The 25,709-nt window shown below is 36.8% G+C and carries 27 protein-coding genes; 17 read left to right on the plus strand and 10 right to left on the minus strand.

Annotated features, from left to right (window positions below):
- Positions 1 to 2: 2 nt before the first annotated feature.
- From ISU00_RS08815 to ISU00_RS08825, 3 genes are all read right to left on the minus strand, one after another.
- Positions 3 to 377 (minus strand): HEPN domain-containing protein, encoded by a 375-nt coding sequence (locus ISU00_RS08815; RefSeq protein ID WP_228853694.1) that lies wholly within the window; start codon positions 375 to 377, stop codon positions 3 to 5.
- A gap of 115 nt (positions 378 to 492) precedes the next feature.
- Entirely contained in the window at positions 493 to 4,023 is a 3,531-nt protein-coding gene (gene nifJ / locus ISU00_RS08820) for a pyruvate:ferredoxin (flavodoxin) oxidoreductase (RefSeq protein ID WP_228853695.1), read from the minus strand.
- Positions 4,024 to 4,270: 247 nt separating this feature from the next.
- Positions 4,271 to 4,621 carry a 4Fe-4S dicluster domain-containing protein gene (locus ISU00_RS08825; protein WP_228853696.1) on the minus strand — a complete coding sequence of 117 codons (351 nt, stop codon included), beginning with the start codon at positions 4,619 to 4,621 and terminating at the stop codon, positions 4,271 to 4,273.
- Between the two features lie 160 nt (positions 4,622 to 4,781).
- On the opposite strand from ISU00_RS08825, the gene ISU00_RS08830 reads away from it, so the two are divergent.
- The 15 genes from ISU00_RS08830 to ISU00_RS08900 all read left to right on the plus strand — a co-directional run bounded on the left by ISU00_RS08830 (position 4,782) and on the right by ISU00_RS08900 (position 18,344).
- Positions 4,782 to 6,638: a 2-oxoacid:acceptor oxidoreductase subunit alpha gene (locus ISU00_RS08830; protein WP_228853697.1), complete on the plus strand. Its 1,857-nt coding sequence runs from the start codon at positions 4,782 to 4,784 to the stop codon at positions 6,636 to 6,638.
- A 2-nt stretch (positions 6,639 to 6,640) separates the two neighbouring features.
- Positions 6,641 to 7,654 carry a 2-oxoacid:ferredoxin oxidoreductase subunit beta gene (locus ISU00_RS08835; protein ID WP_228850294.1) on the plus strand — a complete coding sequence of 338 codons (1,014 nt, stop codon included), beginning with the start codon at positions 6,641 to 6,643 and terminating at the stop codon, positions 7,652 to 7,654.
- Positions 7,655 to 7,724: 70 nt separating this feature from the next.
- The gene (locus ISU00_RS08840; RefSeq protein WP_228850295.1) at positions 7,725 to 8,075 is read left to right on the plus strand and encodes an NADH-quinone oxidoreductase subunit A; all 351 of its coding nucleotides are present in this window, start codon (positions 7,725 to 7,727) and stop codon (positions 8,073 to 8,075) included.
- Positions 8,045 to 8,629 carry an NADH-quinone oxidoreductase subunit B gene (locus tag ISU00_RS08845; protein WP_228850296.1) on the plus strand — a complete coding sequence of 195 codons (585 nt, stop codon included), beginning with the start codon at positions 8,045 to 8,047 and terminating at the stop codon, positions 8,627 to 8,629. Before ISU00_RS08840 ends, ISU00_RS08845 begins: the two co-directional genes overlap by 31 nt.
- Positions 8,630 to 8,636: 7 nt before the next feature.
- Positions 8,637 to 9,098 (plus strand): NADH-quinone oxidoreductase subunit C, encoded by a 462-nt coding sequence (locus ISU00_RS08850; RefSeq protein WP_228850297.1) that lies wholly within the window; start codon positions 8,637 to 8,639, stop codon positions 9,096 to 9,098.
- 2 nt (positions 9,099 to 9,100) lie between these two features.
- Positions 9,101 to 10,222, plus strand: coding sequence for an NADH-quinone oxidoreductase subunit D (locus ISU00_RS08855; RefSeq protein ID WP_228850298.1), 1,122 nt, complete (start codon positions 9,101 to 9,103; stop codon positions 10,220 to 10,222).
- Position 10,223: 1 nt separating this feature from the next.
- Positions 10,224 to 11,297 carry an NADH-quinone oxidoreductase subunit NuoH gene (nuoH, locus tag ISU00_RS08860; RefSeq protein WP_228850299.1) on the plus strand — a complete coding sequence of 358 codons (1,074 nt, stop codon included), beginning with the start codon at positions 10,224 to 10,226 and terminating at the stop codon, positions 11,295 to 11,297.
- A 3-nt stretch (positions 11,298 to 11,300) separates the two neighbouring features.
- The gene (locus ISU00_RS08865) at positions 11,301 to 11,777 is read left to right on the plus strand and encodes a 4Fe-4S binding protein (protein WP_228850300.1); all 477 of its coding nucleotides are present in this window, start codon (positions 11,301 to 11,303) and stop codon (positions 11,775 to 11,777) included.
- Positions 11,778 to 11,782: 5 nt separating this feature from the next.
- Positions 11,783 to 12,307 (plus strand): NADH-quinone oxidoreductase subunit J family protein, encoded by a 525-nt coding sequence (locus ISU00_RS08870; RefSeq protein ID WP_228850301.1) that lies wholly within the window; start codon positions 11,783 to 11,785, stop codon positions 12,305 to 12,307.
- Complete coding sequence (gene nuoK / locus ISU00_RS08875; RefSeq protein WP_228850302.1) at positions 12,304 to 12,621, plus strand: NADH-quinone oxidoreductase subunit NuoK; 318 nt, start codon at positions 12,304 to 12,306, stop codon at positions 12,619 to 12,621. The genes ISU00_RS08870 and nuoK overlap by 4 nt, the downstream gene beginning before the upstream one ends.
- Positions 12,622 to 12,631: 10 nt before the next feature.
- Complete coding sequence (nuoL, locus tag ISU00_RS08880; RefSeq protein WP_228850303.1) at positions 12,632 to 14,551, plus strand: NADH-quinone oxidoreductase subunit L; 1,920 nt, start codon at positions 12,632 to 12,634, stop codon at positions 14,549 to 14,551.
- Between the two features lie 6 nt (positions 14,552 to 14,557).
- On the plus strand, positions 14,558 to 16,048 hold the full coding sequence (locus ISU00_RS08885; protein ID WP_228850304.1) for a complex I subunit 4 family protein: 1,491 nt from the start codon (positions 14,558 to 14,560) through the stop codon (positions 16,046 to 16,048).
- Between the two features lie 17 nt (positions 16,049 to 16,065).
- Positions 16,066 to 17,496 carry an NADH-quinone oxidoreductase subunit N gene (locus ISU00_RS08890; RefSeq protein ID WP_228850305.1) on the plus strand — a complete coding sequence of 477 codons (1,431 nt, stop codon included), beginning with the start codon at positions 16,066 to 16,068 and terminating at the stop codon, positions 17,494 to 17,496.
- Positions 17,497 to 17,499: 3 nt separating this feature from the next.
- Entirely contained in the window at positions 17,500 to 17,829 is a 330-nt protein-coding gene (locus ISU00_RS08895) for a hypothetical protein (protein ID WP_228850306.1), read from the plus strand.
- A 188-nt stretch (positions 17,830 to 18,017) separates the two neighbouring features.
- Complete coding sequence (locus ISU00_RS08900) at positions 18,018 to 18,344, plus strand: 2Fe-2S iron-sulfur cluster-binding family protein (RefSeq protein ID WP_228850307.1); 327 nt, start codon at positions 18,018 to 18,020, stop codon at positions 18,342 to 18,344.
- A 65-nt stretch (positions 18,345 to 18,409) separates the two neighbouring features.
- Here the strand turns inward: ISU00_RS08900 and ISU00_RS08905 are convergent, their stop codons facing one another.
- The 7 genes from ISU00_RS08905 to ISU00_RS08935 all read right to left on the minus strand — a co-directional run bounded on the left by ISU00_RS08905 (position 18,410) and on the right by ISU00_RS08935 (position 23,825).
- The gene (locus ISU00_RS08905; RefSeq protein WP_228850308.1) at positions 18,410 to 18,985 is read right to left on the minus strand and encodes a c-type cytochrome; all 576 of its coding nucleotides are present in this window, start codon (positions 18,983 to 18,985) and stop codon (positions 18,410 to 18,412) included.
- 100 nt (positions 18,986 to 19,085) lie between these two features.
- On the minus strand, positions 19,086 to 19,982 hold the full coding sequence (locus ISU00_RS08910; RefSeq protein ID WP_228850309.1) for a metallophosphoesterase: 897 nt from the start codon (positions 19,980 to 19,982) through the stop codon (positions 19,086 to 19,088).
- Positions 19,983 to 20,019: 37 nt separating this feature from the next.
- Positions 20,020 to 20,757: an SGNH/GDSL hydrolase family protein gene (locus ISU00_RS08915; protein ID WP_228850310.1), complete on the minus strand. Its 738-nt coding sequence runs from the start codon at positions 20,755 to 20,757 to the stop codon at positions 20,020 to 20,022.
- 3 nt (positions 20,758 to 20,760) lie between these two features.
- Positions 20,761 to 21,939: an acyl-CoA dehydrogenase family protein gene (locus tag ISU00_RS08920; protein ID WP_228850311.1), complete on the minus strand. Its 1,179-nt coding sequence runs from the start codon at positions 21,937 to 21,939 to the stop codon at positions 20,761 to 20,763.
- A 54-nt stretch (positions 21,940 to 21,993) separates the two neighbouring features.
- A complete protein-coding gene (locus ISU00_RS08925) occupies positions 21,994 to 22,707 on the minus strand; it encodes a tRNA1(Val) (adenine(37)-N6)-methyltransferase (RefSeq protein WP_228850312.1) in 714 nt (237 codons plus the stop codon).
- Positions 22,708 to 22,714: 7 nt separating this feature from the next.
- Entirely contained in the window at positions 22,715 to 23,239 is a 525-nt protein-coding gene (gene rimM / locus ISU00_RS08930; RefSeq protein ID WP_228850313.1) for a ribosome maturation factor RimM, read from the minus strand.
- A gap of 61 nt (positions 23,240 to 23,300) precedes the next feature.
- Positions 23,301 to 23,825, minus strand: coding sequence for a 30S ribosomal protein S16 (locus ISU00_RS08935; RefSeq protein WP_228850314.1), 525 nt, complete (start codon positions 23,823 to 23,825; stop codon positions 23,301 to 23,303).
- A gap of 132 nt (positions 23,826 to 23,957) precedes the next feature.
- Here ISU00_RS08935 and ISU00_RS08940 point away from each other — a divergent pair, with 132 nt between their 5' ends.
- On the plus strand, positions 23,958 to 25,037 hold the full coding sequence (locus ISU00_RS08940) for a lactonase family protein (protein WP_228850315.1): 1,080 nt from the start codon (positions 23,958 to 23,960) through the stop codon (positions 25,035 to 25,037).
- A gap of 123 nt (positions 25,038 to 25,160) precedes the next feature.
- Complete coding sequence (locus ISU00_RS08945; RefSeq protein ID WP_228850316.1) at positions 25,161 to 25,610, plus strand: ferritin-like domain-containing protein; 450 nt, start codon at positions 25,161 to 25,163, stop codon at positions 25,608 to 25,610.
- Positions 25,611 to 25,709: the final 99 nt, after the last annotated feature.

The following is a 25,709-nucleotide window of genomic DNA, read 5'->3' on the forward strand; positions in this document are numbered from 1 at the left end:
TGTTAAATAACCTTTTCTTCTTTCAGTAAAGTATCTAAACTATTGGCAACGTCGAAGCATTTACTAACTTTAGAGACTTCATAACAGTACTTTTCGGCAGTTTTACCAGATTTACAATTAATTTCGGATAGGTCGACGTTTCTAAACTTAGGATTAATGTTAATGCACTCTTTATGTAATTCTTCTATTGTGTGAAGATTATCAGCATTGAAGCCATTTTTAAATAAATACCCTTTTAAGTAATTTTCAATGGCGAATTGAGCATTTTTACAAATTACATAAGAAACTACATCCTCTTCTGGCCTCATCAATTCCTTGTTTGCTTCAAATAATTTTGTTGAGGCATTTTTCAATAATTCTTGGGCTTTAGTTTCCATAAAACTATATTTTATTATTAATCTTTAGAAAAAACCCATATCCAGAATGAGCTATAAAAGGGCCCATTCTGAATATGAGTATGGTTATATCAGTGCATAATACCTGATTAATTAGTTACATATCTCTATAAAGTTCCAATCGTTCCCATTTATCATCCACTTCTGTTTGTGCTTGTTCTAACAACTGCAAACCAAGAGCTTCATTTTCCTTGGCAACTCTAGAAAATCTTGTTTCATTATACATGAACTCCTTAAGTGGGATTGTTGGTGATTTAGAATCTAACTTAAATTTCTTTCCTTTTTGTTTTGAAGGATCGAATCTAAATAATGGCCAATATCCGGACTCAACTGCTTTTTCTTGGTGGATTGCACCGTCTTTTAAGTCGTATCCATGTTCACCGCAATGAGAATAAGCAATGATTATAGAAGGTCCTGGATAAGCCTCTGCTTCCTGTATGGCTTTCAATGTTTGCATGTCTTTAGCACCAATTGCTACTTGTGCTACATAAACATTTTGATAGGAAATAGCCTGTAGAGCCAAACTTTTCTTGCCAGTTCGTTTTCCTGAAACTGAGAATTTAGCACTTGCTGCGAGCGGCGTGGCCTTAGAAGTTTGACCTCCCGTATTGGAATACACCTCTGTGTCTAATACCATAATATTTACGTCCTCTCCAGATGCTAGTACATGGTCAACTCCGCCATAACCAATATCATAAGCCCATCCATCACCTCCTAAAATCCAAACCGATTTTTTGCGTAAGTATTCGGTTAATTGAAGAAGTTTTTTGGCATTATTAGAAGTTTTTGTTTTCAGTATTGCTTCTAATTGAGCAATTTGCTCAAATTTTAGTGCTTTTTCAGATTCATCAGATTCTGGGTTTGTGATAATAGCATCAACTAATTCCGTTCCAACTTCATCCTCTAAGGATCTTAGTAAGTTAACAGCAATTTCTTGTTTTTTAGTTAATGCTAACTTCATACCAAGGCCATACTCTGCATTATCTTCAAATAAAGAATTTGCCCAAGCTGGTCCACGACCAAATTTATTTGTTTTATAAGGTGTGGTAGGCAGGTTACCACCATATATTGAAGAGCAGCCCGTTGCGTTAGCAATCATGATGCTGTCTCCAAACAGCTGGGTTAGTAACTTAATGTATGGTGTTTCCCCACAACCTGAACATGCTCCTGAGAATTCAAATAAAGGTTCAAGGAATTGAGATCCTTTAATATTTGTTATTTGAAGTTCGGTTCTATTATAGTCAGGTAATTTTACAAAGAAATCCCAATTTTTGTCCTCAACTTCTTCAACCTCCATTTTGCTATGCATGTTGATGGCTTTAAAGTCTGGGTCTTCTTTGCTTATCGCTGGACAAACAGCTACACAAAGATCACAGCCTGTACAATCTTGTGGAGATACTTGTAATACATAGGATTCTTTAGCGGAATCGAAAGGTCTTCCTTTTGCAGGTACAGCTTTTAACGAATTAGGTTTGTCTGCCAATTCTTCATTTAAAACAACTTTGGCCCTAATAGCAGCATGTGGACAAATAGCAACACACTTATTACATTGTGTACATAGGTCTTCGCCATCCCAAACCGGGACGAAGTCAGCTATTCCACGTTTCTCAAATTGGGTGGTTCCTGTGGGGAAGGTACCATCTGCAGGGAAAACACTTACAGGAAGTTCATCACCTCTACCTGCTAAAATTTTACCTAAAACCTCTTGTACAAATGGATCTTCTGTACCGGTCATTGAAGGTTTTAGTTCAGCATCGTTGGTTATTATTGATTTGTAATCAACTTGTTGTAGATTTTCAAGAGATTTGTCAACCGCATTGAAATTCTTTTGAACTACTTTTTCTCCTTTATGTGAATACGATTTTACAATGGCAGCTTTTATTTTTGCAATTGCTTCATCTTTAGGTAGAACTCCTGAAATTGCAAAGAAGCATGTTTGTAAAACGGTATTAGTTCGTTTACCTAAATTTGCCTCATGTGCAACTCTAGTGGCGTCAACTACATAAAATGTTACTTCATTCTTTATAATTTCATCTTGCATTAATTTAGGTAGTTGTTCCCAAATTTCGCTACTGTCGTAAGGGGAGTTTAGCAAGAAGGTACCACCTTTTTTAACATGTTTTAAAATGTCATATTTTTCAATAAAGTTAAATTGATGACATGCTACAAAATCTGCCTTATGTATTAGGTAAGTAGAATGGATTGGGTCTGGGCCAAAACGCAGATGCGATACTGTTTGGGCGCCGGCTTTTTTAGAGTCATAAACAAAATAACCCTGAACATAATTGTCTGTAGTTTCCCCAATAATTTTAATCGAGTTTTTATTGGCTCCTACGGTACCGTCAGAACCTAATCCAAAGAACATGCAATTGAAGGTGTTTTTTGCTGTCTTATAAGCTTCTCCAATTTCTAGGCTAGTATGCGTAACGTCATCGTTAATGCCAACAGTAAAGTGGTTTTTAGGTTGTTCTTTATCAAGTTCATCAAAAACTGCTTTTACCATTGCAGGATCGAATTCTTTAGAGCTTAGTCCATAGCGTCCTCCGATTATTTTTGGCATTTTTCTATTGCTTTCATTGAAAGCAGTTACAATATCTAAGTAAAGAGGTTCACCTAAACTTCCAGGTTCTTTTGTTCGATCTAGTACAGCTATTTTATTAACTGTTTCAGGTATTGCTTTTAAGAAATGAGATATGGAAAGAGGTCTGAATAATCGGATGATTACTGCTCCCACCTTTTCTCCATTTTTCACCATGGCATCAACTACTTCCATTACAGGTCCTTGGCCGGACCCCATTATTACAATTAGTTTTTCTGCCTCTGGGTGTCCTATGTAATCATAAAGTTTATATTGTCGACCTGTATGTTTGTAAAATTCATCCATTGTTTCTTGGACAATTTCAGGCACTTTTTGATAATAAGTATTACAAGCCTCCCGTGCTTGAAAGAATACATCAGGGTTTTGGGAAGTTCCCCTTATAACTGGATGATCTGGATCTAAAGACCTCTTTTTATGCTTAAGAATTTCTTCTTCGGGCATCATTTCAATTATAGTCTCGTCAGAAATGCTATTAATTTTTGAAATTTCATGGGAAGTTCTGAAACCATCAAAAATGTTAAGGAACGGTACCCTGGATTTTAAAGTTGCTACTTGAGATATTAATGCGAAATCATGTGCTTCTTGTACTGAGCCGCCAAAAAGCATTGCAAAACCAGTTTGTCTTGCCGCCATAACATCAGAATGGTCCCCAAATATTGAAAGTGCATGGGTTGCAACCGTTCTTGCCGCTACATGTATAACCGCTGGTAATAATTCACCGGCAATTTTATACATATTTGGAATCATTAGTAACAAACCTTGGGACGCGGTAAAAGTTGTCGTAAGTGCTCCACCCTGTAAAGCACCATGGACAGCACCGGAGGCGCCACCTTCACTTTGCATTTCTATGATTTTTGGGATGTTGCCCCAAATATTCTTTTGTCCTTTTGCGCTAAAAACGTCTACATGTTCACCCATTGGAGATGCCGGGGTAATAGGATAAATTGCGCAAACTTCATTGGTTTTATGCGCTACCCTAGCCACAGCTTCATTGGCATCGCATATTAATTTTTTTTGATCTAATTCCATGATTTAATCACTTCGGTTAAAGTTTAAAACTATCCAATGAAATTAAAGATTATGACTCTTTCATTTTATGATTAAAATCATGTAAAAAGGTATGTTTTAGGTAATTAAAATTGCTGACAAGACCAAGGTATTGATTTTTGGGACTATGGAAGAAATAGTGAAATAAAAAAATAGCACCCCTCTTTTAAATTAAAGAAGAGAAATGCTATTTACAGGTTATTTAAATTGAATTGTTTATTCCAAATTGCTATTCGCCGTGTAACCAAGCTTTTTTAGCAAGGAGTTCCTCCTCACTTTCAACATGATTTTCGTCGGGTACGCAACAATCTACTGGGCAAACGGAAGCGCATTGTGGTTCATCGTGAAATCCTTTACATTCTGTACACTTATCTGGTACAATAAAATAGAATTCATCTGAAATCGGTTCATTTTCAGAATCAGCGTCAACTTCCACTCCATTAGGAGTAGTTACCATGCCACTTAATTCAGTTTCGTCAGAATAAGACCATTCGGTGTCTGGTTCATAAATAGCATTATTTGGACACTCGGAGATGCATGCGTCGCAGTTTATGCATTCATCGGTTATAACTATTGCCATAATTTTAAAATTTTAAGCGTATTACCCAACAATATTACTCAATAATGAATCTGTGTTTTATGATAAAAATCATATTTAATGCTGAAATGTGAATATAACTTTGATCGCAATATCACTAACCTAATTGCATTAAAAAGGTTAGTTAACTAGGTCAGTAATTATGTTAATAGAAAAGACAAAAGTTCAACCAGAAGTATTGGAAGCTGTTGTTATACGGTTCGTTGGTGATTCAGGTGATGGTATGCAGCTGACAGGAACCCAATTCTCTGATACTTCAGCGATGTTTGGAAATGACATAGCAACATTTCCGAATTATCCCTCAGAAATTAGAGCGCCGCAAGGGAGCTTGTATGGGGTTTCAGGATTTCAGGTACATATAGGTAGTGTAGAAGTTAGCACTCCAGGAGATAACCTTGATCTATTGGTAGCCATGAATCCTGCAGGTTTAAAAACCAATCTCTATGCAGTAAAACCTGGACATACCATTATTGTGGATACCGATTCTTTCACAAAGAAAAATCTTGAAAAAGCGCAATACGACACAAACCCTTTGGAGGATGGTAGTTTAAACAATTATCGAGTTATTGAGGTTTCAATGACTTCCTTAACCAAGGAGGCTCTCAAGGATGTACAGGGTTTGGATAACAAAAGTATCACTCGTAGCAAAAACATGTTCGCGCTTGGCATGGTTTATTGGATGTATGATCGTTCGGCCGATCATACAATAGAGTTCTTCAATAAAAAATTTAAGTCGAAACCGGAGTTAATTGAAGCAAATACAAAAGTTCTAAACGCCGGTTATTTTTTTGCAGAAACTTTGGAGCTAATTCCTAATGCTTATACGATCTCTCCGGCTAAAATGCCAGAAGGAACGTACAGGATAATAATGGGCAATACTGCCACTGCTTGGGGGTTTTTGGCCGCGGCAGAAAAATCAGGAATGGAATTATTCTTAGGTTCTTATCCGATCACCCCGGCCACTGATATATTGCACGAATTAGTAAAGCATAAACACTTTGGGGTTAAGGCATTTCAGGCAGAAGATGAAATTGCAGGAATTTCTTCCGCCATCGGAGCGGCATTTGCAGGAGATTTGGCAATCACCACTACATCTGGGCCAGGTTTGGCTCTCAAGGGTGAGGCCTTAGGTTTGGCAATGATGTTAGAATTGCCATTAGTAGTTGTTAACGTTCAGAGGGGAGGCCCTTCAACTGGATTGCCAACTAAAACCGAACAATCAGATTTATTGCAAGCATTGTATGGCAGAAATGGTGAGAGTCCTGTAATTGTAATTGCAGCAAGTACACCTTCCAACTGCTTTAATTTTGCTTATGCTGCTGCTAAATTGGCATTGGAGCATATGACACCTGTGGTACTCCTTACTGATGGATATATAGCAAATGGATCAGCTCCTTGGAAAATTCAAACAGTGAATGATATGCCAGATATCAATAACAATGTTGTAAAGGAATATCAAGAAGGATGGCATCCGTACACTAGGAATGAAGAAACCTTAGCAAGAAATTGGGCTATTCCGGGTACACCTGGTTTAGAACACAGAGTCGGTGGACTTGAAAAAGACAAGGTAACTGGAGATGTGTCTTATGTTCCAGATAACCATGAGTTTATGGTTAAAATTAGAGCGGAAAAAATTAAAAGAGTTGAAAATAATATACCTAAGCTAACTACTGAATTTGCTGACGAAGGCGATCTGCTTGTTGTAGGTTGGGGTGGGACTTATGGAGCTTTGCACACTGCGGTAAAAGAGCTAAATATCGCAGGTTATAAAAACATAGGTTATGCTCATTTCAATTATATAAATCCTCTTCCAAGAAATACCGAGGAGGTATTCAAAAGGTTTAAGAAAATTATTGTCTGTGAGCTTAATAATGGACAGTTTGTTCAAGTTTTACGGATGAAAATTCCAAGCCTTCAGTATTTGCAGTTTAACAAAATCCAAGGCTTGCCATTTGGAAATAGTGAACTGATGGATGAATTTAAAAAACAAGTGGATTAATCATGGAAACTACAGTTGAGCCAAAATATACGTTCAAAGATTTTGCCAGCGATCAAGAGGTCAGATGGTGTCCTGGATGTGACGATTATGTGATTTTACGTGCCATGCAAAAGGCACTCCCAGAAATGGGTGTGAAGAGAGAGGATGTGGTATTTATTTCAGGAATAGGTTGTTCTTCTCGCTTCCCTTATTATATGAATACATATGGGATGCATTCAATCCACGGAAGGGCCCCTGCAATTGCGACAGGAGTAAAATTAGCTAATCCCGAATTAAGTGTTTGGGTGATGACGGGTGATGGTGATGCCATGGCAATTGGGGGAAACCATTTCATTCATGTTCTAAGGAGAAATATAGATTTAAATATTGTTCTTTTTAATAATGAAATCTATGGTTTAACCAAGGGCCAATTTTCACCAACCTCCTTAGTGGGCCAAAAGACGAAATCGTCTCCATATGGAAATACCCAACCGCCCTTTAATGCTGGCGAATTGGCTTTAGGTGCGAATGCAAGATTTTTTGCAAGGATTGGTGGAAATGTTCCAAAGGATATAACTCAAATTTTAATAGAGGCCCATCAGTTTAAAGGAACTTCTCTTTTGGAGGTATTGCAGAACTGTGTCATTTTTAATGATGGATGTTATGCCAACATTACTAATAAGGACGACAAAGAAGACAAACAGATTTATTTGGAGCACGGTAAACCAATGATTTTCGGAAAGAATAGAGATAAAGGTTTGGTGTTGAATAAACTCAAATTAGAGGTGGTTACTATAGGTGAAAATGGGGTGACTGAGGAGGATATTTTGGTACATGATGCCAAAGAAAAAGATCCCACTTTACACCAGATGTTGGTACGATTAGAATATCCTGTTGCAACCGGAGTAATAAGAAGTTATGAGGATGTTACACTTGAAGAACGTGAGGATGCCTTGACGAAAAAGGTAAAAGCCAACTCTAAATTTAGTGAAACTAGCGATCTATTCTTTTCGGGAGAGGTATACTTTGTTAAATAATAGATAAGGGTTTTAATTGGATAAAAGTCCATAGTAAATAACTGATTTTCATTTTAAATAAGACACTACAATGGGGTCTGAAGCGATCATAGTTTTTTTAATAGCGGGAATTGTATTAGTGGCAGGAGCCAATTTTCTTTCCAATTTGCTTTCACCAAAATCGGATAACCCACAAAAAAGGGAGCCCTATGAAAGTGGAATGGTAACAAAAGGCCCAACCTGGGTGCAGTTCAAAGTGGGGTACTATTTATTTGCCATTCTATTTTTGATTTTTGATGTTGAGGTGGCTTTTTTGGTGCCTTGGGCAGTGGTTTTTAAAGACTTCGGCTTAGTTGGGTTTATAGAAATTTTCGTGTTCTTATTCATTTTGGGGATGGGTCTATTATATGCATGGAAAAAAGGAGCATTAAAATGGGAATAGATAATACACCAAAGGTTCCAAAGGATTTTCCGGGAAAAGTTATTCCCGCTGGAAATGGCGCTAATGTCATAGTAACTTCATTAGACAAAATTATTAATTGGGGAAGATCCAATTCTCTTTGGTCCCTTTATTTCGGAACAAGTTGTTGCGCTATAGAAATGATGCAGACTGGTGCTGCGAGGCATGACTACTCAAGATTTGGTTTTGAGGTTGCTCGGCCTTCCCCTAGACAAGCAGATTTAATAATTATTGCTGGTACCATTGTAAATAAAATGGCACCTGTGTTAAGACGATTATATGATCAAATGGCTGAACCTAAGTATGTTATTGCTATGGGTGCTTGTGCTATTTCAGGTGGTCCGTTTTTTTACAATAGTTATTCAGTTGTTAAAGGAGCGGATCATGTAATTCCCGTGGACGTTTATGTACCTGGGTGTCCACCAAGACCAGAAGCATTGTTGGAAGGCATGTTGATGCTTCAAGATAAAATACGTAAGGAGAATATGAAGCTAAAAACAAATCCGATTGAAGGATTTGATGAAGGCCTAAAATGATTTTGAAATGACAAACGAAGCGTTACAGAATTTAATCAGTGCATGGAATCTTGATCTAGGTTTCAGTGAGGAAGGGTCACAGTTTTTAAATGTTTCTGTAAAACCAGAACGGCTTCACTTCTTAATGGAACAATTAAAGATCAATCAAGAAACAAAATTTGATTATCTGTTTTGTTTAACTGGAGTGGACTGGGGACAAAATTTAGGTGTTGTCTATCATTTGGAGTCTACCATTTTTAGACACCAATTGGTGGTAAAAGTGGAAACAGATGATAGGGATAATCCAATCATCGATTCTGTTTCTGATTTATGGTCCACGGCTGGATTTCATGAAAGGGAAGTATATGATTTTTTTGGAATCAAATTCAATAATCACCCCAACCTAAAACGTCTTTTTTTAACTGAAGAATGGGATGGTTTCCCATTGAGAAAAGATTATGAAGACGATATTAATATGGTCATTAAGTAATCATGGAAACAGCAGTTGTAAATACCGATTTTAAATCCCAAGAATATTTCATCAATATGGGCCCTCAACACCCTGCAACTCATGGTGTATTGCGTTTGCTCTTAACTATAGACGGTGAAATTATAAAAAAGGTAGACCCTGATTTGGGCTACATACACCGTTCCATTGAAAAAATGTGTGAGCGTGATAGCTATCAGCAAATTGTTCATTTAACAGATCGGATGGATTATTTGTCGGCTAACATTAATAATGAGGCGGTGTGTTTGGCGGTGGAAAATGCCTTGGAACTCGAAGTTACGGACAGAATAAAAGTGATTAGAACCATAGTTGGTGAACTAACTAGAATTTCTTCTCATTGTCTTTGGTGGGGTGTTATGGGAATGGATGTGGGAGCTCTTACAACCTATTTTTACGGATTTAGGGACAGGGAAATGATCAATGATATTTTTGAAGAAACCTGTGGGGCAAGATTGACCATGAACTATAATGTTCCTGGAGGTTTGATGTTCGATATACATCCAAATTTTGTGAAAAGAGTAAAGGAATTTGTCGCTCATTTTAAAACTAAAATTCCTGAATACGATCGCTTGTTAAGTAATAATATCATTTTTCAAAAAAGAACAAAGGGTGTAGGTGTTTTAACTAAAGAGGATGCTATTTCTTTTGGGGTATCCGGACCGGTTGGCAGAGCTTCAGGATATTCTTGTGACGTTAGAAAATACCACCCTTACAGTGCCCTTGACAGAGTAACATTTAATGAGGCGTTACGCATAGAAGGTGATACTTATGCTCGTTACCAAGTACGGATTCAAGAATTATGGGAATCCCTTTCAATTATTGAACAGTTAATTGACAATATTCCGGAAGGCGATTATCGAGTGCCAACCAATGCAGTGATTAAGCTGCCTAAGGGCGAATACTATCAGAAAGTTGAAACAGCAAGAGGTGAGTTAGGAGTTTATATTATCAGTACGGGCACAAAGAATCCGTACCGTGTAAAATTCAGATCTCCTGGTTTCTCCAATTTGTCTGTTCTAAATCATATTGCTGTTGGAAGTAAAATAGCAGATTTAGTAGCAATAATGGCAACGTTAGACCTTGTAATACCTGATATTGATAGATGATATGGACACATTTAAATTAACATGGAATATTACTGAAACTATTCAGGACTGGCTAGTTAGTATAATGTCTGAGAATGCTGCCAATATTACGGCTATGGTCTTAGTTGCCATTATTTATTTAACACTTTTTGCAGTTGCAGGATTGTATTTGGTGTTGTTGGAGCGACGTGTAGCGGCATGGTTTCAACTGCGTCTTGGCCCAAATAGAGTTGGTTTTCAAGGATTGTTGCAAACTATGGCTGATGCTCTTAAGTTGGTGTCTAAAGAATTAACAGGTACAGTTAAGGCAGATAAATTTCTCTACAATTTGGCTCCATATTTTGTTATTGTTACGTCATTAATGGCCTTGGCTGTATTTCCCTTTACTAAAGGATTTCAGGCATTCGATATAAATATTGGCGTCTTCTTTCTAATAGCTATATCATCGATCGGTGTCATTGGGATTTTACTAGGTGGGTGGAGTAGTAATAACAAATTTGCCCTAATCGGTGCCATGAGAAGTGGTGTGCAGACCATTAGTTACGAATTATCTATAGGATTATCTCTATTGACAATGGTGCTTATGACAGGAACACTTCAGTTATCTGAAATAGTTGAAGTTCAAAAAAGTGGATGGTTGATTGTGCAAGGACATATCCCCGCGATTATTGCTTTTATGGTTTATATGATTGCTGGAACCGCTGAGACCAACAGGGCACCTTTCGATATGGTAGAGGCAGAATCTGAATTAGGCGCTGGCTTCCATACCGAATATTCTGGGATGAAGTTTGCCTATTTCTTTTTGGCTGAATTTATCAATATGTTCATAATAGCGTGTATAGCTACAACCGTCTTTTTTGGTGCCTGGCTTTCTCCATTTGGTATAACCGAATCAATTCCATGGCTAGGAGTGTTTTGGTTCTTGTTGAAGGCTTTTGTTTTGGTGTTTTTAATGATGTGGTTTAGGTGGACATTCCCAAGGCTAAGAATCGATCAGCTTTTAACATTGGAATGGAAATATTTGCTTCCAATTAATCTTGTGAACATAATGATCATGGCATTTTTAGTCTGGCAAAATTTAATTATCAAGTTTTAGGTTATGGGCTATTTTTCAAACATATATAAAGGAATTAAATCATTGCTTACAGGTATGGGTGTTACAGGTAAGTACTTCTTGAATTCAAGAAAAGGAGCCATTACCCAGCAATATCCAGATAACCTCGACACCCTTAAAATGTTCGACAGGTTTAGGGGAGAGGTAATCATGCCACATGATGAAAATAATGAACATGCTTGTACAGGTTGTCAAAAATGTGAAATCGCATGCCCGAACGGAACCATTGAAATTATTTGGGATAGGGGTATTGATGAGGCAACTGGTAAAAAGAAAAAGAAAATTGATCAGTTTGTGTACCATTTGAGTATGTGTACAATGTGTGGTCTTTGCATAGATGCGTGTCCTACCCAGGCTATTGTGTGGGGTCAGAATTTTGAAAATTCTGTATACGATAGAACACAACTTACTAGAGTTCTAAATAAACCTGGTTCTAAAGTTAGAGCGGGTGTTGAAGATTAAGAAAGATGGAAAGAATTATATTTTACATTTTAGCTTTCGTAATAATTGCCTTTGCAATTGCCTCTGTAAATAGCCGAAAAATGCTTCGCTCGGTAATTTATTTGCTGTTTGTTCTTTGTGGTATAGCAGGGGTCTATTTTTTAATCGATTATAATTTTTTGGCAGCAATACAACTAACTGTCTATGCTGGTGGTATCATTGTGCTAATAATATTCTCGGTATTGTTGGTGCATCATATTGAAATGGAACTTGAGATGGCTAATCCTTTAAAGAAAATTTTTACGGCCTTATTAAGCTTGGCTGGTCTAGCTGTTTTTTTATTCACGATTTACCATTATGAATTTAATGTGGTTGAAAATAATATAACCACAACTACTTCAGATATTGGAAGTAAGCTCTTGAGTTATGAGGCAGGTGGTTTTATACTCCCGTTTGAAGTGATAAGTGTGTTGTTGTTGGTGGCGATGATAGGAGCAATTGTTATTGCTAAAGGAAGAAAATTGTCGGATGAAAATGAGGAGAAACTATGATAGCAGGTATTAGCATTTATGAGATTTTAACTGTAACCTCCATATTGTTTTTCATTGGGGTTTACGGATTTATTACACGAAAGAATTTAATCTCAATTCTCATTTCAGTGGAATTGATTCTTAATGCTTCGGTGGTAAATTTTGTGGTTATAAACAAGTATTTATACCCCGATATGCTAGAAGGAGTGGTGTTCTCCATTTTTATCATTGCAGTTGCAGCAGCGGAAACCGCCTTGGCCGTTTCCATTATAATAAATCTTTACAGGCAAATAAGTTCCGTAGAGGTTAAGGACACAGAAATAATGAAATATTAAAAGGTGAGCTATGGATATAAGTTACACTTTATGGATTCCTTTAGTACCCCTAGCGGTATTTCTATTGTTAGGAATATTTAACCAAAAAATTAAGCCTTTAGTTTCTGGTTATATCGGAGTTTTAGGTTTAGTTATTTCTGCAATTTTATCGCTTTATACAGCCTATCAATACTTTTTTGTTCATGGAAAGGTAGATGGTGTTTTCCAAACCTTTGTAAGCAAATCAGTTTGGATGAAATTCACCGATACTCTACAAATTGATATGGGAGTTCTTATAGATCCTATTTCGGTAATGATGCTTGTCGTGGTTTCTATTGTATCACTTATGGTTCATATCTATAGTAGAGGATATATGAAGGGTGACCCCGGTTACACTCGATTTTTTGCATACCTATCACTGTTCACTTTCTCCATGTTTGGTTTGGTGCTGGCGACCAACCTATTTCAGATTTATATTTTTTGGGAGTTGGTGGGTGTTTCCTCATTTTTATTAATAGGCTATTACTATACCAAACCATCAGCTGTTTCTGCGGCGAAAAAAGCCTTTATTGTAACTCGATTTGCAGATCTCGGATTTTTAATCGGGATTTTGGTGATGGGATATTTCACGGGAACCTTTGATTTTGAAACTTTAAATAATCCTGAAGGCAATGTCATTCTTAATTGGGCGTCTACTTCCTTTATGGGGCTTTCAGTGATCACTTGGGCTTTATTGTTAATTTTTATTGGTGGTGCTGGTAAATCAGCTATGTTTCCATTACACATTTGGTTGCCAGATGCGATGGAGGGCCCAACCCCGGTATCCGCGTTAATACATGCTGCAACTATGGTAGTGGCCGGTGTTTATTTGGTAGCCCGTTTATTCCCCATGTATTATTTCGTGGAGGATGGTTATGCTTTGAATGTGGTAGCCTTTGTTGGTGCCTTTTCTGCCCTTTTTGCCGCAATTATTGCCATTACCCAAACCGATATAAAAAGAGTGCTCGCCTTTTCTACCATGTCTCAAATTGGTTATATGATGTTGGCACTGGGCGTTTCAGGTTACGACGGTCATGATGGAGTTGGTTATATGGCTTCTATGTTTCATTTGTTTACCCATGCTATGTTTAAGGCATTACTGTTTTTAGGGGCTGGTTCTGTTATTCATGCAGTGCATAGCAATTTCTTAAAGGATATGGGTGGATTAAGAAGGTATATGCCAATTACCAATATTACCTTCCTTATTGCCACATTGGCGATTGCAGGTGTTCCCCCGCTAGCCGGATTTTGGAGTAAAGATGAAATTTTGGTAGCGGCTTATGAGCACAACAAACTAATTTACATTGTAGGCGTCTTTGTTGCTGCATTGACTGCATTTTATATGTTCAGAATTTACTTTGGGATTTTCTGGGGCAAGGACAAAACCTACGACCATAAACCACATGAATCCCCACTTTCTATGACCGGGCCTTTAGTGTTCTTGGCCATCATGAGTATAGTGGCAGGGTTTATACCGTTCAGCGAGTTTATTTCGCCCGACAAAGTCGGCTTTGAGGCGCATTTAAATTATCCCTTAGCAATTATTGCAACAATCGCGGGATTGCTGGGGATTATTTTGGCTTGGATTTTCTATAAAAAGGATAATACCCTAGCAGATAAATTTGCGAATGCGTTTGGTTCGTTCTATAAATGGACGTATAACAAGTTTTACATCGATGAGGTTTATCTTTTTGTAACTAAGAAAATCATCTTTAATGGTATTTCCAAGCCATTTGCTTGGTTCGATCGCCATGTTGTAGATGGAACTATGAATTTAATTGGTAATTCAACGGTATTAACTTCAATGAAAATTAAAGGTTTGCAATCTGGAAAGGTGCAAGATTATGCCTTTGCATTTGTAATGGGTGCGGTTGTTATTGCCTTGGTCTTTATATATGTATGGACAATCTAATTTGATATGGATATTCTAACACTTTTCATCATTGTCCCGATACTAACGGTTATAGTATTAGTTTTTTCAAAAGGTTTGAAAAAGGCAACAATTGTGGCAATGCTCGGCAGTTTGGTTCAATTGGGAATGGCAGTAAATTTGGTATTTGCCTACTTTAAGGAACGGGAGGTCAATCAAGATATTATGGTTTTCACTAAAGATCTTGTTTGGTTTAAAAGTTTCAATATTCATTATAATATTGGTGTTGATGGAATTTCGGTAGCCTTAATATTACTCACCGCAATTGTTGTTTTAGCCGGAGTATTTATTTCATGGAAAATGCAGGATTTGCCTAAAGAATTTTTCATTTCGTTGATTGTTCTTTCTCTGGGAGTTTATGGCGTTTTTATTTCCGTTGATTTGTTTACGCTATTTGTGTTCTTTGAAATTGCGGTAATTCCAATGTATCTTTTGATAGGTATTTGGGGGTCAGGCCCTAGGGAATATTCGGCAATGAAGTTAACCCTAATGTTAATGGGGGCTTCAGCGATTTTATTGGTGGGAATTTTGGGTATTTATTTCAATTCAAATGCAGATGGAGGCCCATTAACATTCAATATATTAGATATTGCCCAAGTTCAAATTCCATTAGCTGCTCAAAAATTATTTTTTCCACTGGTGTTTATTGGATTCGCCGTTATTAGTGCTTTGTTTCCATTTCATACATGGTCGCCAGATGGTCATGCCTCGGCGCCAACAGCGGTTTCAATGCTGCATGCTGGTGTATTGATGAAATTGGGAGGTTATGGTGTGTTTCGAATAGCCATGTTTCTTCTGCCTGAGGGTGCATTGCATTGGTCCTGGTTCTTTATCATTCTTGCGGCTATAGGTGTTGTCTATGGTGCTTTCGCAGCCATTAGGCAAACCGATTTAAAATACATCAATGCTTATGCGTCAGTAAGCCATTTAGGTTTGGTGCTTTTTGCATTGTTAACATTGAATAAAATTGCATGGAATGGTGCCATTATCCAATCGCTTTCACATGGATTGCTTACTGCTCTATTCTTTGCGTTAATTGGAATGATTTACGGAAGGACACATACTCGAGATGTTACCAAACTAGGAGGTATGATGAAATTATTACCCTTCATAGGAGCCATTTATGTAATAACTGGTTTAGCCTATTTAGGATTGCCAGGATTTAGTGGGTTTGTTGCTGAGATGAACATTTTTGTTGGGGCCTTTCAACAGAATTCCGACCCGTTTAATAGAATTCTTACCATTCTAGTAGTTTCATCTATAGTAGTAACAGCAGTTTATATTCTTAGGTTGGTAGGGAAAATAATGATGGGTCCCTTGGAAACTAATGGGGAGGATAATTTACCAATTGTAACTTGGTACGAGAAAACAGGAATTTTATTGTTAATGCTGCCTGTTATTGGTATAGGTGTAGCGCCATATTGGTTAAGTGAAATGATCATGAAAAGTTTAGAGCCTTTCATTCAAGGAGTGTTATAATTTTAAATGAACAGCAAATGAATTCTAGCAGCTTTTTATTGATGAGACAAGAAATTATATTGCTCACAATTCTATTGATTTTGGTTGCGGCAGAAATAGCAATGCCAAAGGGTAAAAAACAAAGTGTTGTTCATTTGGCAATTTTCTTATTCGGAATACATACAATAGTTGGCTTTTTGCCTTATGAGGAAGGTAAACTTTTTGGTGGTATGTTCCGGGTAAATTCGTTGGTGCATTTCTTCAAAAACATTCTTAATGTTGGGGTTTTAATACTTCTATTGCAGTCCGCGGATTGGTTGCTTCAGAAAATAGTAAACCAAAATAGAGGGACCGAATTTTTTGTTCTATTATTCTCGTCTCTATTAGGAATGTACTTTATGATTTCTGCGGGAGATTTTCTAATGTTTTATTTAGGGTTAGAACTTTCAACATTGCCCGTGGCGGCGATGGCTTCATTTGAAATTGTAAAAAGGATATCTAGCGAAGCTGGAATCAAATTAATTCTTTCTGCAGCTTTGGCTTCGGGTTTTTCCTTATTTGGAATTTCCTTGCTCTATGCAACCTCAGGTTCAATTTATTTTGAAAATATAGCAGAAGTTATCTCTTCCACAAACCTTACAATTCTAGGCTTTGTGTTGTTCTTTTCAGGTTTGGCATTTAAAATCTCATTGGTGCCCTTCCATTTTTGGACAGCTGATGTGTATGAAGGCGCTCCAATAAGTGTTGCCTCATATTTATCGGTAATCTCAAAGGGTGCGGCAGTTTTTATTTTAATGATATTGCTGTTTACAGTAATGAAGCCACTAATGCATATCTGGGAAAATTTCATTTATGTCATTGCTTTGGCAACCATGTTTATTGGTAACCTATTTGCTTTGAGGCAGAAAAACATGAAACGATTTCTAGCATTTTCCTCCATTGCCCAAGCCGGATTTATTCTCCTTGGTTTAATGAATGGAACTCAATTGGGTACAGCTACCATTATTTATTTCTTAACGATTTATATATTTTCAAATTTGGCTGCCTTTGGTGTGGTGCAAGCAATTTCCCTTAAAACAGGAAAAGAGAATATAGACGATTATGAAGGGCTTTATCGAACGAATCCTAACTTGAGCCTTGTTATGATGTTGGCCTTATTTTCTTTGGCAGGTATACCGCCAGTAGCAGGTTTTTTTGGTAAGTTTTTCTTGTTTACTGCAGCTGCAAGTAAGGGTTATTATTTGTTGGTGTTTTTGGCAGTTGTAAATGTTACTATCTCGCTTTATTATTACCTGTTGGTTGTGAGGGCCATGTTTCTAAGGAAAAGTGCTAACCCTATTCCTTATTTTAGAAGTAAAATTTATATGAGACTTGGGCTTTTGGTAACCGTAGTCGGTATATTGATTATTGGATTGTATAGTCCTCTATACGATTTTATCTTTGAATTAAGTAGCAATTTAAATTTTTGAGTTATGCCATTAACTGGAAGCCATAATTTTGGAAGTATTGGTGAAACTAGGGTCACTTTTGTTGAAAAAGGCGTCGAGGAGAATAGGAAGGATTTTCTTAAACAACTACTAGAGCATAATGGATTTGAGGTGGTTGTTGAGGAAGCAAAAAGAAAATCTGAAGACGACCCACAATTGTATACCATAGGCGTAACTGACATGGTTTTTAACCCAACAATATGGGTATACCAAAGAAAGTTACGAACCTTTGACGGTAGGGTTGTCAACCAAGATTATTGGGAGCAACGTTCAGAAGACACCAAACCACAATATTGGAATAATGGCGGTGAATAGGCCGTGAAGAATCTAGTACCCACTTATTATTTCCCCTATATTATATTAACAGTTATTTACCTGTAAATACATATTATTTGAGGTAATTATTTTGTTCCTAGTCTTTTATTACTTTTGTCCTTTTGAAATTTTAAGTTTAGTTTTACGGTTTTTTTAGGAAGTAAAACAGCAATTCCAAGGATAATAAAGTGGACATTTCAATAAGAATTACCGATAGAGTAGGAGTAACTCACGATATATCTGCCCCAACCGACATGGCGATGAATTTAATGGAAGTTGTTAGGGCTTATGAACTTGCGCCGGAAGGAACAATTGGCGTTTGCGGTGGCATGGCAATGTGTGCCTCCTGCCAATGTTATGTATTAAGTAATCATGAGTTGCCAACTATGCAAGATGATGAAGAAGCTATGCTAGCAGAGGCATTTTTTGTTAAGGATAATAGTAGATTGGGTTGCCAAATACAAATGACAACCGATATGGAAGGTCTTGAGGTTGAGTTGGCGCCTGCAGACTAAATAGGGAGTTTATGTAGATTAAAATAGTACACGGAGCAAGTTTACCTACCCCGTGTATCTAAAATTTACATTTTTGGTGGAATAGCTGCAGGTACTACATTCTCAATAGGTTTTTGACTTTTTAAATAGGCAAAAATTGCCTTTAAATCGTCGTCAGTCATTTTGGCAAAATCTTCCCAAGGCATTGGTGGAAGAAGTAATCTGCTGTTTTCTAGCCCTTTATATTTTCCCTTTCGCATTGCCATGAAAAATTGTTCCTCGCTCCAAGATCCAATTCCGGTATCGTCTGGTGTAAGGTTAGCAGCAAAAGACGTCCCCCACGGTCCAGTGAATGAAGTAAATCCCATTGAGAATAAGGCATAGCCTTTTGCGGTTTCTTCATCATAAGGTGGTAGTGCTTCATCAGCCGGATGTCCTGACAATAAACGTTGTGAATCTGGAATAGGACCTTTTTCAGACAAAACTTTTGGTGAATGGCAGTGGTGACACCCTCCTAAATCTACAAGGTATTCGCCCCTTTCTACCAAATTAATGGGCTCTTCTTCAGGTTTGTCGATTAATTCGTTATTTTTTTCTTGACCAGAATTGCAGGAGAAGAGAAAAATCCCAAACAGAATGGGCATAAGAATTTTGGTTGACATGATTAATTGAATTTAAAGGTTGGTTGTAGCTAAAAATAGAAAATTTATTAATAAGTAGGATTATTTCACCCCACAACATTTTTCTTTAAAGTCCTGTTTGTCAAGAGGTGCAGTAACTGCTGAGTGTTTGTGGGCCTTCCAATACCATTCTAATAATTTTTAAAACCCCTTCTTCCGTAGTGGCTATTTGCCATTTTACCAATGATATTGCCCCATCTTCAATTTCAAGGCCAGTAATGCTTCTGGGATGCACGCAACTACCGTCATTAAATAATGGTATTTCTCCTGGATTGGGGAATCTTGGGCGGTGTGTATGACCAATTATTGTTGGAATATTATTATTTTTAGTAATCCACTTTTTAATCCTTCTTTCAACCTTAATTAATTCCGTGTAATTTTTTGCTGGGCTAGTAGGGTCGGCAATACCCATTATATTTAAAGGTTTCCATAAAATTCTAACCAAAAATCGGCTCCATCGCCAGAAGGTGTAATTCCACCAATCTGCCTGGTGACCATGTAATAAAAACAATTCCTGTTGAGTGTTTTTATGTCTTAAAACAATTCCTTCGTTAAATTTTAAATTTTGAAATAATGGTTCATCCTTGCCTGTTTTAGCATCAAAATAGGTATAAAGATGCTCCTCAACATATTTCTGATTTTTATAAACCATGTCATGATTCCCCCATATTAGATGCAAACGATCTTGAAAATAATATGCCTGCATGAGTTCGAATACATTTTTATGGGCATTGAAAATAGATTTGAAGGTTAGATTTTCCCATAATTCGTCTCCATCACCCAATTCAATATAGGTAAATCCTTCTAAGAAATAATGTTTTAAGGCATGGTAATAAGTGTTCCGGTTATTGGCAAAATCATCTGCAAAACTGTTGTCGCCACGATGACAATCGCTAAATAAAATGAATTTTGAATTGTCGTCAAATTCAACAATTTTGGCTTCCTTAAAAGCCCTGTTTAAGCGGTATTGAGATGACATCTGCCTAAATTAGGTCAAATTTGCCAACTACAAAAACTTAAAATAATTTCCTTATTACTATAGGTAGTAGCCGGTCTACAAATTTTGAATAAGCAATTTCTGAAGGGTGTAAATTATCATTAGCAACCAATTCCGGATTAGAAAGTCCTTGGCGTGTAATGTCGGTTATATTAACAAACGAAACCCCTTTTGAGCTACAGTGCGTATTGGCGAAGGCATTATACTGATCGATTTCTTGAGTTATTTTTTCAGGATTTCCGCTATTCTGTCCAAAAGGTGTGTAGGCATAATCAGGAATCGATACGACTACAACATTATCTGTTCTTCCTCCAGCAAATTTTATAGCCTTTTCTAATAAGCTAGGAAATTCAGATTGGTACAAACTAAACGGTTTACCTTGGTATTGATTATTAACTCCAATTAATAATGTCACTAAATCATTATTAGATGAAGGTTGTTCATTTTCAATTGCATTAATTAGGTTGGTAGTTGTCCAACCCGTGGTGGCAATAATTTTGACCTCTATATCCATATTTGGATATCTAGCAAGTAAACTGTCTTTTAATTGAATTGGAAATTTACACGTGGAACAAACACTTTGCCCAATAGTATAACTGTCCCCTAGGGCTAGGTAATTAATAGTGTTGTCTGTTTCCGGAGTTGTTTCAGGTTCATTCATTATTTCCTGTGGTATTTCAGTCTCAGATTTATCTTCTTGAGCGCAAGAAAACATCAAAATTCCGATAATGAAATAAAGCATTGTTTTAAGATACATGTATTATTTAAAAGCATTTAAACCAGTAATGTCTAGACCGGTAATTAATAAATGAATATCGTGGGTTCCTTCATAAGTAATAACACTTTCTAAATTCATGCTATGACGCATAATGGAATATTCTCCTGTGATTCCCATGCCGCCTAATATTTGGCGGGCTTCCCTAGCAATATTTATGGCCATTTCCACATTGTTTCTCTTTGCCATTGATATTTGTGCTGAGGTCGCTCTATCTTCATTTCTCAACACCCCAAGTCGCCAAGTTAATAGTTGGGCTTTGGTAATTTCGGTGATCATTTCAGCCAATTTCTTTTGCTGTAGCTGGAATTGACCAATGGGTTTACCAAATTGCTGACGCTCTTTGCTATATCTTAAAGCAGTATCATAACAATCCATGGCTGCCCCTATGGCGCCCCAAGCAATTCCATAGCGTGCTGAATCTAAACATCCGAGTGGTGCACCAAGACCTGATTTATTTGGAAGCAAATTTTCCTTTGGAACTTTGACATTGTCAAAAATTAATTCACCTGTGGCTGAGGCCCGTAAAGACCATTTGTTGTGAGTTTCAGGAGTTGTAAAGCCTTCCATGCCTCGTTCTACAATTAATCCATGGATGCGGCCATTTTCATCCTTGGCCCATACTACGGCAACCTGAGCAAATGGCGCATTGGAAATCCACATTTTCGCCCCATTTAATAAATAATGGTCCCCCATATCCTTAAAATTGGTAATCATACCACCCGGATTCGATCCGTGATCTGGTTCTGTAAGGCCAAAACATCCCATCCATTCTCCTGTAGCTAACTTTGGAAGGTATTTTTGACGCTGCTCTTCATTTCCATATTTATAGATTGGGTACATTACCAAGGAAGATTGTACTGAAGCAGTACTCCGAACTCCAGAATCACCTCGTTCAATTTCTTGCATAATTAACCCATAGGATATTTGGTCTAGCCCTGCACCTCCATATTCAACGGGAATGTAAGGTCCAAATGCTCCAATTTCAGCAAGACCTGAAATTATTTGATTAGGAAATTCTGCCCTTTGAGCGTACTCCTCAATAATTGGACTTACATCGCGCTTCACCCAGTCGCGAGTGGCTTGTCGCACCAATTTATGCTCTTCGGATAATAAATCGTCTAATTGATAATAATCTGGAGCTTCAAAAAGATCTTGTTTCATGTTCGTGAGTTAGTGGATACAAAAATACGAAATCGCTATGCGACAACAATAAACTTAGAACTTTAGATAGAAGTCTTTAGTGAGATTTTTATAGTCTTCAGTATAGTTATGTCGAGTATTCTCGATGGTTAATTCTGAAGTTTCTATGGCCGAATTTTTTCTTTGAAATTCTAAGAGAATTCTTTTGAAAGGCGTAGACGGGTTACCTTTAACATATAATTTTTTAACTGCGAATAAATTGAAACGTTGTCCTAAAATTAAAAGTTCCTCTTCCAATAATATTGGTGCTATAATTACGAATCTGCCTTCCGTGGCCAATAATTTTTGGGCGCCTTCGAACAATTGAGAAAAAGGTAAAGAGGAATTGAAACGTGCAAGGTCGCGCTGTTCGTCATTGCTAAACGTATCCTCAGTAAAAAATGGAGGATTAGATACGATAAGGTCATAAGATTCATCCCATTCTTCCACAAATTGATTAAAAGAACAATGATAGCAGAATAAGCGATTACTCCATTCTGAATTTTCAAAATTCTCTACACACTGCTCATAGGCCAGATCTTCGATTTCTATGGCTTCAATTTGTGCATCTGTAAAGCGTTGGGCTAACATTAAACTAATCAAACCGGTTCCAGCCCCTACATCTAAAATGGAGTAGGGGTCGCTATTTTTCCCTGCCCAAGCTCCTAAAAGAACACCATCGGTGCCAACCTTCATTGCGCATTGGTCTTGGGAAACCGAAAATTGTTTAAAATGGAACGGTTGATTCATTTTGGTGTTATAAATAAAGCTCAATGAGACCTTCAGGAGCATTTACTTCTATAACCTGATTTTTTCGGTCTACTTTTTTAATAATGTCGTCGTTAATTGGCAACAATATTTCTTTTTCACCTTTTATTATAACAAAAAGTGGTTGGGCAGTCTGGTCGTTAACATTGTTTATGATACCGATATCCCCCAAACGTTTGTCGATTACCTTAAATCCTGCAATTTCGTGATAGTAAAATTTATTGCCTTCCAATTTAGGTAACATGGAAAGAGGAAGATACAAGTCTGCTTTAAGAAGAGCGTCGGCTTCCGCCTCCTTGTTGACATCTTCCAATTTTAAACGAAGCAAATCAGATTTGTGTAATTGCGCATGCTCAATGAAATAGGGGATTAAAGTGCCGCGATGTTCAATAAAAACACTGTCTAATTCCTCATATATCTCTGGATCATCACTGTCGAGTTTGGCTAATAATTCACCTTTAAAACTGAATTTTTTTACAATTTTGCCGAGGTAAAAACACTCTTCCTTTTTCATCTTGCGGAAATAAAAAACTCCGATAAAATATCGGAGTTTAAAGTTATTAAAAAATAAAGGTTTATTCTTCTTCAGATGAATCAGCAGCAGCTTCAACTTCTGCTTCTTCAACAACTCCTTCTTCAACAACTCCTTCTTCAGGAGCTGCTTCAGCGATTCTAGCCTCATTTACTGCTTTTTCAGCTTCTAAAGCCTTTGCTTTAGCATCAGCAGCATCTTTGGCTAATTTGTCTTTCTTTGAACCAATTTTCCCTTCTTTTTCTTCTAACCAAGCTTGGAATTTTTCTTCAGCTTGCTCTTCAGTTAATGCGCCTTTGGTAACACCAACTGCTAAGTGCTTCTTCAACATAGCACCTTTGTACGCTAAAATTGCTTTTGCAGTGTCAGTTGGCTGAGCACCGTTTTGCATCCATTTTACAGCTCCATCAACATCTAAATCGATAGTTGCAGGATTGGTATTAGGATTGTAAGTACCTATTTTTTCTAAATACTTTCCATCTCTTTTAGCGCGGCTATCCGCAGCAACAATCCAATAAAAAGGTTTTCCTTTTTTACCGTGTCTTTGTAATCTAATTCTAACTGGCATATAAATTAATTAGTGAGGTTCTCGACCTCTGTTATTAATGAGGGTGCAAAGATACTATCTTTTTTTTGATTTTCAATTCATTAAATTCAACAATTAAAAAGATGTATTTTCGAGATTTAAAATGAATTTTGAATGAACTTGTTTAACCGAATTATTCTACTTTTTCTTGCCATATCGATATTTAATTGCGCAAGTAAGCAATTGCCGTTTTATATTGGGACCTATACCGATGGTGACAGTGAGGGAATTTATAAAGCCAAGCTTGATATTTCTGAAGGAAAAATTTCAGATATTAAACTTGCAATGGCCGCAACAAATCCCTCTTTTTTAGCCCTTTCTCCAAACAATGACTTTTTGTATTCTGTAAATCAATTAGATTCAGGTTATGTTTCCTCATATGAGATACGGTCTAATGGAAACCTAAAATTTATTAATAGCATAGGAAGTAATGGTAGCTCTCCGTGCCATATTACAGTTGATGATAAAGGAGCCCTAGCAGCTGTTTCTAATTATGGAGGAGGAACAGTTTCAGTTTACAATTTGGGCAAGAATGGAAATTTGCAAAAAACCTTACAAGTATTTAATCATAATACAGATGAAATAAAATCCCATGCCCATTCTGCACAATTTTCAGGAGATAGGCTATATGTTTCTGATTTGGGTAGAAATAATCTATTTGAATATAGGTGGAGTGAAGAAAATCGGAAATTCAAACTTAATACAGATTCCCTTTTAAAATTTGCTGCTAATTCTGGGCCAAGACATTTTGTTTTGATGGACCAGGGCAAACAGATTTATAGCATTAGTGAATATGCCAACACCATTACATTCGCCCAGAATCACATGGGTAATTTTGAGGTTATTGGAGTGTATAAAACCCTAAGTCCAAATTTTAATGGAGAAAGTTACTGTGCAGATATACATTTTTCAAAAGATGGTGGGTATGTATATGGTTCTAATAGAGGTGAAAATTCAATAGCAGTTTTTAAAAGGAATAAATCGGATGGAAGTTTGGAATTGATACAGAATGAAGATGTAAGAGGGGATTGGCCACGCAATTTTGTTATCGACCCAACAGGATCTTTCTTATTGGTTGCCAACCAACGGAGCAATGGTATTTCAGTTTTTAAAATCGATTCTGAAACAGGTAAACTTTCCTTTAAAAATAAGCTCGATTTTCCAAGCCCGGTTTGTTTGTTGTTCAAACGTTAAACCTTTATTAAAACTGTTAAACTATTTGAATATCAGTATTTTAAATGTTATGTTATAGGTGCAGATGTGAAACAATACGCATCTATAAAGAATTTATTGAAATTTAAAAATGAAGATTGAATTATGAAGATTAATGAAAAAATTTCCAATAAGTTAAACGATTTACTAATCAAGAATTACGATGCTGAAAAAGGATATAGAGAAGCTATTGAAAATGCAGATAGTAATTGGATGAAGTCCTATTTCTCTGACAGAGTAACCGAGCGTAAAAGATTTATTAGCGAGTTAAAAGCTGAAATTATCAACCTCGGAAAAGATCCAAAGGATTCAGGTAGTTTATCAGGCTCTATGCATCGTGGATGGATGGATTTCAAAACCATTTTCACCAAAAAAGATGATGAAGCAATAATTGAAGAAGTTCTTAAAGGTGAAAAATCTAGCCTAGAAGAATATAATGACTTCTTGAAAGAACCAGAAATTCCTTCAGACTTGAAAAAAACTGCTATTAAGCAGAGAGATACTGTTAAGCAGGCCATTCATACTTTGAATGAGCGAGAAGCAGTAGTATCCTAATTTCAGAATCGTAATCTAATTTATATAAAGCAGCCTTTATGGCTGCTTTTTTTATTAACAGGGCTTTGAAAACTTTTCATTTTAGAACAGGTCAGAAAT

This window comes from Aegicerativicinus sediminis (assembly GCF_015476115.1).
Lineage (GTDB): Bacteria > Bacteroidota > Bacteroidia > Flavobacteriales > Flavobacteriaceae > Aegicerativicinus > Aegicerativicinus sediminis.

Bases quoted from the DNA above. Each gene is read 5' to 3' on its own strand.
- ISU00_RS08845 (WP_228850296.1), top strand. From the start codon at position 8,045: ATGGAAAAAAGGAGCATTAAAATGGGAATAGATAATACACCAAAGGTT.
- rimM (WP_228850313.1), bottom strand. From the start codon at position 23,239: ATGAAAAAGGAAGAGTGTTTTTACCTCGGCAAAATTGTAAAAAAATTC.
- ISU00_RS08825 (WP_228853696.1), bottom strand. From the start codon at position 4,621: ATGGCAATAGTTATAACCGATGAATGCATAAACTGCGACGCATGCATC.
- ISU00_RS08895 (WP_228850306.1), top strand. From the start codon at position 17,500: ATGCCATTAACTGGAAGCCATAATTTTGGAAGTATTGGTGAAACTAGG.
- ISU00_RS08835 (WP_228850294.1), top strand. From the start codon at position 6,641: ATGGAAACTACAGTTGAGCCAAAATATACGTTCAAAGATTTTGCCAGC.
- ISU00_RS08865 (WP_228850300.1), top strand. From the start codon at position 11,301: ATGGGCTATTTTTCAAACATATATAAAGGAATTAAATCATTGCTTACA.
- ISU00_RS08885 (WP_228850304.1), top strand. From the start codon at position 14,558: ATGGATATTCTAACACTTTTCATCATTGTCCCGATACTAACGGTTATA.
- ISU00_RS08940 (WP_228850315.1), top strand. From the start codon at position 23,958: ATGAACTTGTTTAACCGAATTATTCTACTTTTTCTTGCCATATCGATA.
- ISU00_RS08935 (WP_228850314.1), bottom strand. From the start codon at position 23,825: ATGCCAGTTAGAATTAGATTACAAAGACACGGTAAAAAAGGAAAACCT.
- nuoK (WP_228850302.1), top strand. From the start codon at position 12,304: ATGATAGCAGGTATTAGCATTTATGAGATTTTAACTGTAACCTCCATA.
- ISU00_RS08910 (WP_228850309.1), bottom strand. From the start codon at position 19,982: ATGTCATCTCAATACCGCTTAAACAGGGCTTTTAAGGAAGCCAAAATT.
- ISU00_RS08905 (WP_228850308.1), bottom strand. From the start codon at position 18,985: ATGTCAACCAAAATTCTTATGCCCATTCTGTTTGGGATTTTTCTCTTC.
- ISU00_RS08830 (WP_228853697.1), top strand. From the start codon at position 4,782: ATGTTAATAGAAAAGACAAAAGTTCAACCAGAAGTATTGGAAGCTGTT.
- ISU00_RS08920 (WP_228850311.1), bottom strand. From the start codon at position 21,939: ATGAAACAAGATCTTTTTGAAGCTCCAGATTATTATCAATTAGACGAT.
- ISU00_RS08815 (WP_228853694.1), bottom strand. From the start codon at position 377: ATGGAAACTAAAGCCCAAGAATTATTGAAAAATGCCTCAACAAAATTA.
- nifJ (WP_228853695.1), bottom strand. From the start codon at position 4,023: ATGGAATTAGATCAAAAAAAATTAATATGCGATGCCAATGAAGCTGTG.
- ISU00_RS08870 (WP_228850301.1), top strand. From the start codon at position 11,783: ATGGAAAGAATTATATTTTACATTTTAGCTTTCGTAATAATTGCCTTT.
- ISU00_RS08840 (WP_228850295.1), top strand. From the start codon at position 7,725: ATGGGGTCTGAAGCGATCATAGTTTTTTTAATAGCGGGAATTGTATTA.
- ISU00_RS08925 (WP_228850312.1), bottom strand. From the start codon at position 22,707: ATGAATCAACCGTTCCATTTTAAACAATTTTCGGTTTCCCAAGACCAA.
- ISU00_RS08855 (WP_228850298.1), top strand. From the start codon at position 9,101: ATGGAAACAGCAGTTGTAAATACCGATTTTAAATCCCAAGAATATTTC.
- ISU00_RS08890 (WP_228850305.1), top strand. From the start codon at position 16,066: ATGAATTCTAGCAGCTTTTTATTGATGAGACAAGAAATTATATTGCTC.
- ISU00_RS08945 (WP_228850316.1), top strand. From the start codon at position 25,161: ATGAAGATTAATGAAAAAATTTCCAATAAGTTAAACGATTTACTAATC.
- nuoH (WP_228850299.1), top strand. From the start codon at position 10,224: ATGGACACATTTAAATTAACATGGAATATTACTGAAACTATTCAGGAC.
- ISU00_RS08850 (WP_228850297.1), top strand. From the start codon at position 8,637: ATGACAAACGAAGCGTTACAGAATTTAATCAGTGCATGGAATCTTGAT.
- ISU00_RS08915 (WP_228850310.1), bottom strand. From the start codon at position 20,757: ATGTATCTTAAAACAATGCTTTATTTCATTATCGGAATTTTGATGTTT.
- nuoL (WP_228850303.1), top strand. From the start codon at position 12,632: ATGGATATAAGTTACACTTTATGGATTCCTTTAGTACCCCTAGCGGTA.